We start from the raw sequence: 13,453 nt of genomic DNA, 5'->3' as shown, positions 1-13,453 counted from the left end.
ATGGCTAGCCGCGCCGCCCCTGCGGGATCCGCCGCCGCGACGGCGCCGGAACCGGCGCACGATGTCGCGCAGCTTCCGGTAGCCAATCCGGGGATACTGATCGTCGGCATCATGGCGGCATCGCTGCTGCAGGTGCTCGACACGACCATTGCCAACGTCGCCATTCCGCACATGCGCACCGCGCTGGGGGCGACGACGGAAACGATCACCTGGGTCCTCACCAGCTACATCATCGCCAGCGCGGTGGCTTTGCCGATCACCGGCTGGCTGGCCGATCGTGTGGGCGGGCGGCGGCTGTTCATTCTCTCCGTTGCGGGCTTCATCATGTCATCCATGCTGTGCGGCATGGCGCAGAATCTGGAAGAGATGGTTCTGTTCCGCGCCTTGCAGGGGGTGACCGGTGCCTTCATCGCCCCGCTCAGCCAGGCCTTCATGCTCGACACCAACAAGCCGAGCAAACACGCGCAGATGATGGCGCTATGGGGCATGGGCATCATGATCGGCCCGATCCTCGGCCCGGTTTTGGGTGGCTGGCTGACGGAACAGGCCAACTGGCGCTGGGTGTTCTACGTCAACCTGCCTGTCGGCATCCTCAGCCTCGCCATCCTGATATCCCAGCTCCCGACCCGCGAAACGGTGAAGCGCAAGTTTGATCTCACCGGCTTCATCCTGCTCGGTGTGGCGCTGGCAAGCTTCCAGATGCTGCTGGATCGCGGGCAGACGCTCGATTGGTACGATAGCTACGAAATCTGGCTCTGGACCTTCCTGTTCATCTCCGCCGCCTGGATGGCGGTCATCCATCTGGGCACCGCAAAGGACGGCCTGTTCGACCGTGCGCTATTTCTCGATCGCAACTTCGCGATCGCCATGGGCTTCATGCTGGCCATCGGCGTGGTCATGTTCGCCACCATGGCGCTGCTCCCGCCGATGCTGCAGCAATTGATGGGCTACGACGTGATCGACACGGGGCTTGTCCTGATGCCGCGCGGGATCGGTGTGCTTATCTCGATGCAGTTTGCCGGCATGGCCATGCGGCGTGGGATCGATTCCCGGCCCGTTGTGGCGACCGGCTTCCTGATCTGCGCGCTGTCTCTTTACGAAATGGCGCAATGGTCTCTGGGCGTGGATCAGTTCCATATCGTCGCCTCCGGCCTGGTTCAGGGCCTCGGCATGGGTCTGGTCTTCATTCCGCTCAACGTCAGCGCGTTTGGCACCCTCCCCCCGCGTCTGAGGACGGATGGGTCGAGCCTTCTGAACCTGTTCCGCTCGCTCGGCGCCTCGGCCGGCATTTCGCTGACCACGGTCATGTTGGCGCGCAATATCCAGATCGCCCATTCCGACATCGCCTCGAACGTCACCGGCGCCTCTCTGTCGAGCATGATCGATGTCAGCACGGTCGACCGGTATCAGAACCTCGGCGAGGTCGCGCTCAGCATGCTCGATCTCGAAGCGAACCGGCAGGCGGCGATGGTCGCCTATATCGACGATTTCTGGATGATGATGTGGATCACGCTGGCGGCGGTCCCGCTGGCCTTCATCATGCGCAAGCCGAAACCGGCAAAGGGACCCATGCCCCCGCCGGGGGAATGATCAGCGGAAGAAACAGGTCACACCGGCCGCCAGGCCGGTGATGGTCCCATCGGGGTCGGCAAAGCCGGTGATCGTGCCGTAATCGGCGCTGGTGTACTGGAATTCGCCGTCGAGCGTCGTGTCGAGCTCCTGCACCTGACGCTCCAGCTTCAGGCTCTCCAGGCTCGTGATACCGGGAGCGACGCCATCCGACGTAACCACCCCTTGCCCCCTGCCCAGGAACCAGCCCGCCAGCTTGTCGTCCTGATAGCCGACCTGGAGCGGCCCGAACTGACTGAATTCCATCGGTCCGGCGCCGCATTCGTCGTTTCGGGTGGTGTTCGGCGCACTGCCGAACGCCGATTCAAGCGTATGATCGACATCCGTTCGCAGTGTTCCGAAGCGCATCGGGTCGCCTTTCGCACCCACTCCGTTGGCATCGACCACGATCTTCGCATCGGCCAGTGACGCCTCGAGAGGCGCGGAATCCGAGGTTTCCTCGCCGCCCGCGCCCTCTTGCTGACCGCAGGCTGCAAGCGCCAGCGGCAGGGCGAACAATGCGCCCTTCCGGATCATCCCTTCTTGAGACATTCGCGCCCCAGCAGCTCCGCGATCTGCACCGCATTGAGCGCCGCGCCCTTGCGCAGATTGTCCGATACGCACCACAGGGTGATGCCGTTGTCGACGGTCGGATCGTCCCGCACACGGCTGACGTAAGTTGCGCTATCGCCAACACTTTCCACCGGGGTAACGTATCCCTCGTCCTCTCGTTTGTCGATCAGCATGATGCCCGGCGCCTCGCGCAGGATTTCCTGCGCCTGTTCGGCGGAGAGCTCGTTTTCGAACTCGATATTCACCGCTTCGGAATGGCCGACGAAGACCGGCACGCGCACGCATGTCGCGTTCAGCTTGATCTTCGGATCGAGGATTTTCTTGGTCTCGACCATCATCTTCCATTCTTCCTTGGTCGAACCATCGTCCATGAAGACATCGATATGCGGAATGACGTTGAACGCGATCTGCTTTGTGAACTTCACCGGCTCGATCTGATCGCCGACGAAAATGGCGCGGCTCTGCTGGAACAGTTCATCCATCCCTGCCTTGCCCGCGCCGGACACCGACTGGTACGTCGAAACGATCACCCGCTTGATCGTCGCCGCATCGTGCAAAGGCTTCAGCGCCACGACCAGCTGCGCGGTCGAGCAGTTCGGATTGGCGATGATATTGCGCTTCTTATAGTCGTGGATCGCTTCGGGATTGACCTCAGGCACGATCAACGGAACGTCCGGATCCATCCGGTACAGCGAGCTGTTGTCGATCACGATGCAGCCGGCGGCGGCGGCCTTGGGCGCATAGTCTTTCGCCGGGCCGCTACCGGCTGCGAAGAGGGCGATGTCCCAGCCAGACCAGTCGAAATGCTCGATGTTCTGGCATTTAAGCATCTTGCCGGTATCGCCGAATTCGACCTCCGACCCGTGCGAACGGCTCGAGGCGACGGCAGCGATCTCGTCGATCGGAAACTCGCGCTCGGCGAGCACCATCATCATTTCACGCCCGACATTTCCGGTCGCGCCGACTACGGCAACACGATAACCCAATTCAACGTCTCCACTATGAATGCGCCGTCGAGATAGCGATTACCTGCACACCCGCAAGCGCACATTCGATTGCGGGGCCTAAAGATCAGACGAGGTCGGTGCGATCCGAGCGCATGTGGTCAGGTCATTCCGGCGGCGTCACGCCATTCTGCTCGAGAAACCGGAAAACCGTATTGTACCGATGGGGCGAGATTTTCTCACCCGAAACGCGGTGCGTGTAACCGGGATAGAGCATCATCTCGAAGGGCACATTCGCTTCCTGCATGGCAGAAATCACTTCGGTCGCATTTTCGAAAACGACATTGTCGTCCGCCATGCCGTGAATGATCAGCAGGGGATCGGTGACCTTGGTCGCATCCGGGATGGCACTCGAAAGCTCATAGGCTTGCGCATCCGCCTGCGGCGTTCCCATGAACCGCTCGGTGTAATGGGTGTCGTACAGTTCCCAGCGGGTCACGGGCGCGCCGCTGATGCCTGCAGCGTAGAGACCTGGATCGGCCTGCAACTGCTTTAGGGTCATATATCCGCCGTAGGACCAGCCATCGATGGCGATCTTGTCCGGGTCCACGAAATCCAGTGTCTTGAGGTACTCCGCCCCCGCCTTCTGGTCCCGCACCTCGACGCCGCCCATCGCACGATAGATCGGCTGTTCGAAAGCAACGCCGCGATTGGCGCTGCCGCGATTGTCGAGCGCGAACCAGATATAGCCCTTGTCGACGATCGCCTGCCGCAGCGCGCCATCCCAGCCCTTGTTCACGACCTGCGGCCCCGGCCCGCCATAGTGGTAGAAATAGACGGGATACCGTTTCCCCGGCTCCAGTTCCGGTGTGACCATTTCCCAGTAAAGCGGAGTACCATCATCGGCCTCGATGGTGCCGTATTCCACCGGTCGATGGCTGGCGAGATATGGCGCATAGGGATGATCGGAATCGAGCGCATTTTCCTCGACCCAGGCAAGGCGGTTGCCCTGCTCATCGGCAATATAGGTCTGCGGCGGGGAATTGTCGCTGGAACGGGTAATCAGCAACGTCTGCCCCTTCGCATCCATCTTAGCCGTATGCATGAAGCCGGGCTCCGTCAGACGCCGGGCCGTCGCTGGGCCTTCCGCATTGAGATCGAGAGAATAGACATGCTGTTCAAGCGGGTCGTCTTCGCTGGTCGCAAGGTAGAACAAGCGCCCATCCTCTTCGTTCACGCCCACCAGTTTGGTGACAACGAAATTACCCTTGGTCAGCCGCTGATAGCCGCGCCATCCTTCGTCACCGAGATATCGATACAAATGTCCGAAGCCATCGCGTTCGGACCACCAGATCAGATCCCCGTTATCGAGAATGCGGTAATTGTCGGACAGGTTGATCCAGTATCCTTCGCCTGAATGGGCCTGCGATGCTTCTTCCTGCAGCACGATCTCGCTCGCTCCAGTGGAAGGGTCCACCTTCAGCACATCCATCCATGTCTGCTGTCTGTTCTGGCGCTGCACGTACAGCGCCCGGCCATCGGGCGCCCAGTCTACCCGTGCCAGATAGAAATCGTCGGGATCTTTGGCATTGTAATAGTCGGGTGACTGGTTGCTGCGCAAATCGACCTCGACCCGGTCGCCCCCATCGGGGTTCATGACAAAGAGCTCGACCTTGGCATTCTGGCTGCCTGCGACCGGGTAACGCTGATCGAACACTTTTGTCCCGGTGGCCCCGATGGCGGCGCGCGTAACAATGCCGACCATGCTTTCGTCGAACCGTTCAACGGCGACCCGTCGGTCATCCGGGCTCCACCAATATCCGGTGTGGCGACTCATTTCTTCCTGAGCGACGAACTCCGCCTCACCCCAGCGGATCGCCTCGCCCTCTTTCGGGGTGATCGGCTGCGCATCGGCGCCTACCTCGCCAACCCAGAGCTGGCGATCCCGCACGAAGGAGACGTAACGCCCCTTGCTACTGAGCGCCGGATTGAGTTCACTTTCCTCGGTATCCGTCAGCCGCACCACATCGCCGCCAAGGCGCGCAAGATAGAGGTCACCGTCTAGCGGGACCAGCACGCCCGTACCATCTTCGGTCCATTGATAATCGATAATGCCCTTCAGATTGCCGACGCGCGCGCGCTCGCGCTGCATCTTCTCGTCTTCGGACAGCTCCCGCCCGGTGCCCAGCGCCTTGCTGTCGACCAGCATGGCCCACTGTCCCGCTTCGCGATCGAAAGCCCACAGATCGTAGCGCTCGCGGTCATCTTCGCGGTTGCGCAGCACCGTCAGGTAGCGCCCGTCCGGCGAAAGCTTGACCGCCCGCGGCGTCGGACCATCTAGGGCTGGCGAGGCGAAGACACGTTCGAAAGTCAGCTCCATAGGCGCGGTCTCCGTCGATTGGGCAGCAAGGGGCGCAGACAGACATGTGCTCAAAGACAGTGCGGCTGCGAGGGTCAGATGACGCAATTTCTTTTCCTCCATCAATGCGATGCTTGATGGACAAGCGCGCGCGCAAGCGCAAGCGGCCCGCAAACCCATACCCTATTGTTCCGGATCTCCGGTAAGTCGGCAGGCTGAACGCACGAAAAAGGGCGGCTTCCCGATCGGGAGGCCGCCCTTCGATCTCTCGCGTGGAGAAACTCGTGTCTGCTTACGCCTTCGGGGCGTTGTCGCGACGCTCGGCGATACGAGCGCGCTTACCGGTACGGCCACGCAGATAGTACAGCTTGGCGCGACGCACGATACCGCGACGAACGACGGTGATGCTGTCGACGATCGGCGAATAGAGCGGGAACACACGCTCCACGCCTTCGCCGAAGCTCATCTTGCGGACAGTGAAATTGCTGTTGATCGAGCGGTTCGAACGGGCGATCACGACGCCTTCGAACATCTGGACGCGTTCGCGCGTGCCTTCGATAACCTTCACGCCAACGCGAACGGTGTCACCGGCACGGAATGCCGGAATATCTTTTCCCAGGTTCTCGACGGCTTCGGCCTCGAGCTGCTGAATGAGGTTCATCGAACCATATCCTTAGTCTTTTCGCCGCGCGCCAGAGGCAGATCGGTCCCGAGCGTCACTATAACGCTCCCAAAGGTCCGGCCTGCGTAACCGTGTATCGTCTTCGCTCCTTGCCTTGCGCCAAGCAGCGATTTTCGCATGATCCCCCGATCGCAGCACTTCAGGGATCGTGCGCCCTTCCCATTCCTGAGGTCGGGTATATTGCGGGTATTCGATGAGGCCGTTTTCGTAGCTCTCTTCGACTCCGCTATCGGGCGCGCCCATTACGCCGGGGAGCAAGCGAATGCAAGCGTCGAGTATGGCGAGCGCGGCCGGTTCTCCGCCCGAGAGGACGATATCGGCCAGGCTGACCTCTTCGACCTGCGGGAAAGCGTCGAAAATCCGCTCGTCGAAGCCTTCGAACCTGCCGCACAGTACAGCGACGCCGGGACCCTGCGCGATCTCGCGGATGCGCGCCTGACTGATCGGCTTGCCGCGCGGCGTCATGGCGAGGACAGGCCTGCCTTCGCCCACGCTGGCAAGAGCAGCGCCGATAACATCGGGCTTCAATACCATCCCTGCCCCGCCCCCGGCCGGCGTATCATCGACCGTCCTGTGCCTGTCTTTCGCAAAGTCGCGGATCTGCACCGTTTCGCAGGACCAGTCTCCGCGTTCCAGAGCCCGACCGGCCAGGCTGATACCCAGGGGGCCAGGAAACATCTCGGGATAGAGGGTGAGAATGGTGGCCGCAAATGTCATGCTGCGCCCGATAGCCCGCCGGGCACAGCTTTGCCATCCCGGCGTTTACTTGCCGATGACCGACCAAATCGATGACTGCATTATCGTGGGGGCCGGGCCTGCCGGACTCACCGCCGCGATCTATCTGGCACGCTTCCACCTTGCCATCCGCATGTTCGATTGCGGCACCAGTCGTGCGAGCTGGATACCGACCAGCCACAACCATGCGGGTTTTCCAGACGGTATCCATGGTGAAGACCTGCTCGACCGAATGCGCGAACAGGCGGCAAAGCATGGGGCTTTGCGTGAACCCAAACGCGTTACCGATCTGGCGAAAGACACCGACTGCTTCATCGTTTCCTGCGATGATGAAGAGTACAGAGCCCGCACGGTCCTGCTGGCCACAGGCGTGGTAAACAACCGGCCGCAGGGGATCGACGATCAACTTCATCAGGAAGCACTGGCAAGGGGGCTCCTGCGCTATTGCCCGGTCTGCGATGGCTACGAGGTTACCGACAAGCGCGTCGGTGTGATCGGCACTAGCGATCATGGCACGGCGGAGGCACAGTTTTTACGCGGCTACACTACCGATCTTACACTGATTTCGCCGCATGGCGATCACGACCTTTCGGATGCCTGTTCCAGCGCGCTGGAGGATGCCGGCATCGTGCGGGTGGCAGGGCCTTGCGGCGCCTTTGAAATCAGGGGTGACAAGCTGGCAGTCGAAACCGCTGAAGGATGGCTGGAATTCGATTCCGTCTATCCGGCACTCGGCTCGGTCGTTCGCTCGGGTCTCGCCCGATCCTGCGGGGCAGATGTCAGCGAAGGGGACTGCATTCTCGTCGGCGATCACATGGAAACCAGCGTGCCCGGCCTGTTCGCAGCCGGCGATGTCGTGCTCGGTCTCGACCAGATCAGCCATGCTATGGGTCAGGCCGGCGTCGCGGCCACCACGATCCGCAATCATTTGGCCGATCAGAAGCCGATCAGGCGTTAATCCACGAAATCGGCGTTGAGCGTAAGACGGGCATCGTCCCACCCGGGGACAGCCTGCTTGGTCAGCGGCACCATGAACTTTGCGCCATCGGCCTTCTCGATCTCGATGATATCCGTTGCGCCGTAATTCTCGACCGCGCACACACGGCCGACGGGCTCGCCTGCTTCCGTGACCACCGCGAGATCGATCAAATCCGAAAAATAGAATTCGTCTTCCTCAAGGTCCGGCAGGACCTCCCGGGAAACAGACAGGGCAGTGCCACGCAGCTGCTCGGCCGAAGTCCGATCCATGACCTCGGCAAAGCGCGCAATGGCACCGCCCTTGTTGTCGCTGCGAATTTTTACGAGGGTCAGCGCGCCCTCGTTAAAGCGCTTGTGCGGTTTGAGCGCGTCCACGCCCTCGCCGAACAGCTTCAGACGGACTTCGCCCGCCACACCATGCGCGCCGGTTACGGCTGCGAGCGTGACGGGCTTGTCCGACATGGGTGCGATTACTCGCCCTTATTTTCAGCGGCTTCGTCAGCCGGTGCTTCTTCTGCTGCAGCTTCCTCGGCGGGAGCTTCTTCAGCGGCAGCTTCTTCAGCCGGAGCTTCGGCAGCGGTCTTGGCTTCTTCCTCGGCAGCCTTCTTGGCTTCTTCGGCTTCAGCGATCTTGGCGGCCTTTTCTTCGGCGCGTTCCTTGGCGGCTTCGCCCGGTTCACCCTTCTTGGGGTTGTTGCGCGCTGCACGCTCCAGGATACCGGCGGCATCGAGGAAGCGATGGACGCGGTCCGAAGGCTGCGCACCGACCGACAGCCAGTGGCGGGCACGGTCTTCGTTGAGCTTCACGCGCTCGCCCGAATCCTTCGGCAGCATCGGGTTGTAGGTGCCGATCTGCTCGAGATACTTGCCGTCACGTGCCGAACGCGAGTCCGAAACCACGATACGATAGTAGGGGCGCTTCTTGGCACCACCACGCGAAAGACGGATTGCAACTGCCATTTGATATTACCTTTCGAATATAAACGTCTGAAATTATTTCTTTTTGAGAAGGTCCTGCAAGTCCGGCGGAAGCGTGCTGGGATCCACACCGGGACCCTTTGCACCACCCATGCCGGGCATGCCGCCCGGACCGCCGAGCCCGGGCATCGCTGCCCCCAAGCCCCCGCCGCCGAACAGCGCGCCGAGGCCCTTGAGACCGCCCATCTTCTTGATCTGCTTCATTGCGCGCGACATCTCCTGGTGCATCTTCAGCACCTTGTTGACGTCCTGCACCTGCGTTCCGGAACCTGCCGCCACACGCTTCTTGCGTTTGGCATTCAGCAATTCGGGGCGCTTTCTTTCCTTCGGCGTCATCGATCCGATGATCGCATCCATGTGCAGCAATACCCGGTCGTCCATATTGGACGCTGCCATTGCCGCCTTGGCCTTCTTCATGCCCGGCAACATGCCGGCCAGCATGCCGAGGCCGCCCATGTTCTGCATCTGACGAAGCTGCATGCGCAGGTCCTCCAGGTCGAACTTGCCCTGCGCCATCTTCTTGGCGAGCGCTTCGGCCTCGTCCTGCTTGATGGTTTCGGCAGCCCGCTCGACCAGCGATACGACATCGCCCATACCGAGGATGCGGCTCGCCACGCGCTTGGGGTCGAATGCCTCGATCGCGTCGAGTTTCTCGCCCGTACCTGCAAACTTGATCGGCTTGCCGGTTACGTAACGCATCGACAGCGCCGCACCGCCGCGCGCATCGCCGTCCATCCGGGTCAGCACCACGCCGGTCAGCGGCACTTCGCCGGTGAAGCTCTGAGCCACGTTGACGGCGTCCTGGCCGGTAAGGCTGTCGACGACCAGCAGGACTTCGGTCGGCGTGGAGACGCTGGCAATGGCCTTCATCTCGGCCATCAGCGCTTCGTCGACATGCAGACGGCCCGCAGTATCGAGCAGCAGCACGTCGGCCGACTGCAGCTTGGCACTTTCCATTGCGCGGCGAGCGATGTCGACCGGCTGCTGACCTTCGATGATCGGCAGCGTGGCCACGTCAACCTGCTCGCCCAGCACCTTGAGCTGTTCCTGCGCGGCAGGACGGTTCACGTCGAGCGACGCCATCAGCGGCTTCTTGCCGTGCTTGGCCTTGATCAGCTTGCCGAGCTTGGCCGTCGTGGTCGTCTTACCCGAGCCTTGGAGGCCCACCATCATGATGACGACCGGGGGCTTGGCAGCGAAATTCAGTTCGCGGTCCTTGGGGTCGGCGTCTTCGCCCCCGCCAAGCATGGCAGTGAGTTCGTCGTCGACGATCTTGACGACCTGCTGACCGGGCGTAACCGACTTCAGGACTTCCGAACCGATCGCCTTTTCGGTCACCGCATCGATGAAGCGCCGAACTACCGGCAATGCGACATCGGCTTCGAGCAGGGCGATGCGAATCTCGCGCATCGCTTCGCGCACGTCGCTTTCCGACAGCGCTCCGCGCCCTTTCAGGCGATCGAAGACATTACCTAGGCGGTCGGACAGATTGTCGAACATGCCTGTTACTCCTCATCGAACCGTTGCCGGACCGAATAAACGCGAAAAACGCCGGCGGACGAGAACTCGTCGGCCAGCGTGGGGAATTCCCCGATGAAACCCAAACTATTGCCCGGGTGTGGTGGAAGCAAGCCGGCGCCGTTGCCACGGCAAGCTACCATCAAACTCGAACACGGATCTGCCGACTGGCGGAAAATCCGGAAATGGTGGAGCCTAGCGGGATCGAACCGCTGACCTCTACAATGCCATTGTAGCGCTCTCCCAGCTGAGCTAAGGCCCCGAGCCATTTCATACGGCGCACCCTGGGAGGCGCGCCAGCCTTGCGGAGGCAGCCCTTTATGAGGCCGCCCCGCGCAACGCAAGAGAAAAATCAGCTCTCGTCGACGTCGTCGTCGTCACCCTTCGACTTCGTCTCGACGCCGAGATCGTCGTCACCTCCGAGATCGACTTCGTTATCGGGAGAATCGTCGTCCTCATCGATATCGATATCCAGATCGTCGTCGTCATCGCCGCCCAGATCGCTATCTGCTTCAGCGTCTTTCTTCTTCTTGGCTTCTTCTTCGGCCAGAATCGGCTGCTTGGACTTGAGCACCGGTTCCGGCGTCCATTCTTCACCGCATTCGATGCAGGTGACGGGATCTTCCTTGTTCAGATCGTAGAAGCGGGTGCCACAGTTCGGGCAGGTCCGCTTGGTGCCCCATTCAGGTTTGACCATGTGTAATCCTTGGCTTTGCCGCCCCCGGCATTGCGCCGCAGGGCCATGAATTCGTAATTGTATTGATGGGTACCTGCCGGGCAGGAATCAACAGCGCGCGCGCCTTGCCAGAACGCATGTGCGCTGTCAAAGCGCCGCCTTCATATGGATACCCATTCGTGACCGCTCACCGTTTTCTGCCTTCAGCCCCCTTGACCGGACGCATCCGTGTGCCCGGCGACAAGTCGATCAGTCACCGCTCCTTGATGTTCGGAGCACTGGCCATCGGGCGCAGCCGCATTTCCGGACTGCTCGAGGGCGAAGACGTTCTTGCCACCGCCGCGGCCCTGCGCGCAATGGGCGCAACGATCAACCGTGATGGTGACGATTGGGTCGTCGACGGGGTTGGCGTCGGGGGACTGCTGCAGCCGGAACAGGCGCTGGACATGGGCAATTCCGGCACATCGACCAGACTTCTGATGGGCTTGGTGGCAAGCCATGGCATCACCGCAGCTTTCACAGGCGACGCTAGTCTTTCGAAACGGCCCATGGGCAGGGTCATCGACCCGCTCTCGACCATGGGGGCCAGTTTTACGGCTTCGCCCGGCGGCACACTCCCCCTGATGATGGAAGGGATGGAGCCGGCCGTGCCCATCACCTACGAACTGCCGGTCGCCAGCGCTCAGGTAAAGAGCGCGGTTCTCCTCGCCGGTCTCAACACGCCGGGTACCACCACAGTGATCGAACCGGTCCCGACGCGCGATCACACCGAACGCATGCTGCGCGGGTTCGGTGCGGAACTGACCGTCGAAGAGGTGGACGGCAAACGAGTGGTCCGCATCCACGGCCCCGCCGACCTTCACCCTTGCGACATCACCGTCCCCGGGGACCCGTCTTCGTCTGCCTTTTTCGCCGTTGCCGCCAGCGTGGTACCAGGCAGCGATCTGGTGATCGAGAATGTCGGTCTCAACCCGACACGAAGCGGCATATTCACGGTCCTCGAACAGATGGGCGCAAATATACAGAAGCTGGACGAACGCGACGTCGGCGGAGAACCGGTCGCCGATCTTCGCGTGCGCCACGCCGCCCTCAAGGGGATCGACGTCGATCCCGCAATCGCGCCCAGCATGATCGATGAATTCCCGATCCTGTTCGTCGCAGCCGCCATGGCCAGCGGCACGACCGTCACCAGCGGGCTCGACGAATTGCGTGTCAAGGAAAGCGACCGCCTTTCGGCCATGGCCGCCGCGCTCTCGGCATCCGGCGTGAACGTGGAAGAACGCGACGATGGCCTCATGATAGAAGGCAGCGGCGGCTTGCCTCTTCGCGGGACCGCCAATGCGAAGGTTGAAACGCATCTCGATCACCGCATCGCCATGAGCATGGCAATAGCCGGCCTCGTCAGCAGTGACGGTGTCGAAATCGACGATGTGGAACCAATCGCCACCAGCTTTCCTAATTTTACGGCGCTGCTGGACGCTGCGTCCTCATGATCGATATCGACATCTATACTGCGGTGGGCTTTGTGGGCATGGCCTGCATTATCGGCGCCTATGGCTATCTCACGTGGAAGGAAGACCCAAATCCCTATATTCTTCACGGTACCAATCTTGCGGGCGCGGCCCTTTTGACCGTTTCACTGCTAATCCATACGAACTGGCCCAGCCTTGTTCTCGAAGGATTCTGGGCCGCGATTGCGATCTGGGGTCTTGCCAAGGCGCTCCGCTCCCGCAGGACGCAGGCATGATTATCGCCGTCGACGGGCCGACCGCCTCCGGCAAGGGCACGATTGCCAAGGCACTGGCCGCGCATTTCGGTCTGCCCCATCTCGATACCGGCCTTCTTTACCGTGCGGTCGGCAGACAGGTTTTCCTCGACGGGGGCGATCCCGACAACGGCGGGGACGCCCTGGCGGGTTGCGCTTTTCCCGATACGCTTCTGAACGACCCGCAACTGCGCGACGAAGAAACCGGCGGCCTGGCAAGCCGCGTCTCGGTCCATCCGCCCGTGCGCCAGGCCCTGTTCGACCGCCAGCGCAAGTTCGCCGAACAGGCTGGCGGCGCTGTCCTCGACGGGCGCGATATCGGCACGGTCATCGCACCGGAAGCGGAAGCGAAATTATTCGTGACCGCCAGCGTGGAAGCCCGCGCGCAACGCCGCTTCCTCGAAATGCGGGAACGGGGCGCCGGCGTTACGTTGCTGGAAATTCAGGACGATCTCCGCCGGCGTGACGAACGCGATCGCAGCCGGGCAGTTGCTCCGCTGGTTCCGGCCGAAGATGCGATGGTGATCGACACCAGCGCCCTCGACAGGGACGAAGCAATTTCGGCAGCGATACAGGCGGTGAAGCAGGCGACGGGCGCAAACTAGGGCTTTCCTACATACCCATTACGGTGGCACGCC

14 protein-coding genes and 1 tRNA gene are annotated in these 13,453 nt (G+C 61.6%); 5 read left to right on the top strand and 10 right to left on the bottom strand.

Features of this window, described 5'->3' with window-relative positions; all coding sequences use genetic code 11:
* Positions 1–1,590 (top strand): DHA2 family efflux MFS transporter permease subunit, encoded by a 1,590-nt coding sequence (locus ACIGGE_RS14330; protein ID WP_397490875.1) that lies wholly within the window; start codon positions 1–3, stop codon positions 1,588–1,590.
* Here the strand turns inward: ACIGGE_RS14330 and ACIGGE_RS14325 are convergent, their stop codons facing one another.
* The 5 genes from ACIGGE_RS14325 to trmD form a co-directional block, all read right to left on the bottom strand.
* Complete coding sequence (locus ACIGGE_RS14325; RefSeq protein ID WP_397490874.1) at positions 1,591–2,145, bottom strand: hypothetical protein; 555 nt, start codon at positions 2,143–2,145, stop codon at positions 1,591–1,593.
* Complete coding sequence (locus ACIGGE_RS14320; RefSeq protein WP_397490873.1) at positions 2,142–3,167, bottom strand: aspartate-semialdehyde dehydrogenase; 1,026 nt, start codon at positions 3,165–3,167, stop codon at positions 2,142–2,144. Before ACIGGE_RS14320 ends, ACIGGE_RS14325 begins: the two co-directional genes overlap by 4 nt.
* A 124-nt stretch (positions 3,168–3,291) precedes the next feature.
* A complete protein-coding gene (locus tag ACIGGE_RS14315; protein ID WP_397490872.1) occupies positions 3,292–5,607 on the bottom strand; it encodes a DPP IV N-terminal domain-containing protein in 2,316 nt (771 codons plus the stop codon).
* 169 nt (positions 5,608–5,776) lie between these two features.
* Positions 5,777–6,145 (bottom strand): 50S ribosomal protein L19, encoded by a 369-nt coding sequence (gene rplS, locus ACIGGE_RS14310; RefSeq protein ID WP_103023630.1) that lies wholly within the window; start codon positions 6,143–6,145, stop codon positions 5,777–5,779.
* A gap of 12 nt (positions 6,146–6,157) precedes the next feature.
* Positions 6,158–6,883 carry a tRNA (guanosine(37)-N1)-methyltransferase TrmD gene (gene trmD, locus ACIGGE_RS14305; protein WP_397490871.1) on the bottom strand — a complete coding sequence of 242 codons (726 nt, stop codon included), beginning with the start codon at positions 6,881–6,883 and terminating at the stop codon, positions 6,158–6,160.
* 55 nt (positions 6,884–6,938) lie between these two features.
* Between trmD and ACIGGE_RS14300 the strand changes: the two genes are divergently transcribed.
* Positions 6,939–7,859, top strand: a complete 921-nt coding sequence (locus ACIGGE_RS14300; protein ID WP_397491009.1) for an NAD(P)/FAD-dependent oxidoreductase — start codon at positions 6,939–6,941, stop codon at positions 7,857–7,859.
* On the opposite strand, the gene rimM is transcribed toward ACIGGE_RS14300, so the two are convergent.
* The 5 genes from rimM to ACIGGE_RS14275 form a co-directional block, all read right to left on the bottom strand.
* Complete coding sequence (gene rimM, locus ACIGGE_RS14295) at positions 7,856–8,341, bottom strand: ribosome maturation factor RimM (RefSeq protein ID WP_221598252.1); 486 nt, start codon at positions 8,339–8,341, stop codon at positions 7,856–7,858. The two genes, ACIGGE_RS14300 and rimM, sit on opposite strands and share 4 nt — an antisense overlap.
* 8 nt (positions 8,342–8,349) lie before the next feature.
* A complete protein-coding gene (gene rpsP / locus ACIGGE_RS14290) occupies positions 8,350–8,838 on the bottom strand; it encodes a 30S ribosomal protein S16 (protein WP_103023627.1) in 489 nt (162 codons plus the stop codon).
* A gap of 33 nt (positions 8,839–8,871) precedes the next feature.
* Positions 8,872–10,356, bottom strand: a complete 1,485-nt coding sequence (gene ffh / locus ACIGGE_RS14285; RefSeq protein WP_397490870.1) for a signal recognition particle protein — start codon at positions 10,354–10,356, stop codon at positions 8,872–8,874.
* 204 nt (positions 10,357–10,560) lie between these two features.
* Positions 10,561–10,636 (bottom strand) — tRNA-Ala (locus ACIGGE_RS14280).
* A gap of 90 nt (positions 10,637–10,726) precedes the next feature.
* Positions 10,727–11,071, bottom strand: coding sequence for a TIGR02300 family protein (locus ACIGGE_RS14275; protein WP_103023625.1), 345 nt, complete (start codon positions 11,069–11,071; stop codon positions 10,727–10,729).
* A 116-nt stretch (positions 11,072–11,187) separates the two neighbouring features.
* Here ACIGGE_RS14275 and aroA point away from each other — a divergent pair, with 116 nt between their 5' ends.
* Genes aroA through ACIGGE_RS14260 form a run of 3 tightly spaced genes read left to right on the top strand, consistent with a single transcriptional unit; the run spans position 11,188 to position 13,420 of the window.
* The gene (aroA, locus tag ACIGGE_RS14270) at positions 11,188–12,543 is read left to right on the top strand and encodes a 3-phosphoshikimate 1-carboxyvinyltransferase (protein ID WP_397490869.1); all 1,356 of its coding nucleotides are present in this window, start codon (positions 11,188–11,190) and stop codon (positions 12,541–12,543) included.
* On the top strand, positions 12,540–12,797 hold the full coding sequence (locus tag ACIGGE_RS14265; RefSeq protein WP_103023624.1) for a permease: 258 nt from the start codon (positions 12,540–12,542) through the stop codon (positions 12,795–12,797). The genes aroA and ACIGGE_RS14265 overlap by 4 nt, the downstream gene beginning before the upstream one ends.
* Positions 12,794–13,420: a (d)CMP kinase gene (locus ACIGGE_RS14260; RefSeq protein ID WP_397490868.1), complete on the top strand. Its 627-nt coding sequence runs from the start codon at positions 12,794–12,796 to the stop codon at positions 13,418–13,420. The genes ACIGGE_RS14265 and ACIGGE_RS14260 overlap by 4 nt, the downstream gene beginning before the upstream one ends.
* Positions 13,421–13,453: the final 33 nt, after the last annotated feature.

The organism is Qipengyuania sp. NPDC077410, assembly GCF_044543405.1.
In the GTDB taxonomy this organism is placed as follows: Bacteria; Pseudomonadota; Alphaproteobacteria; order Sphingomonadales; family Sphingomonadaceae; genus Qipengyuania; species Qipengyuania pacifica.
The sequence above is the reverse complement of the archived record's forward strand: the minus strand, read 5'-3'. Positions and strand labels throughout refer to the sequence as shown.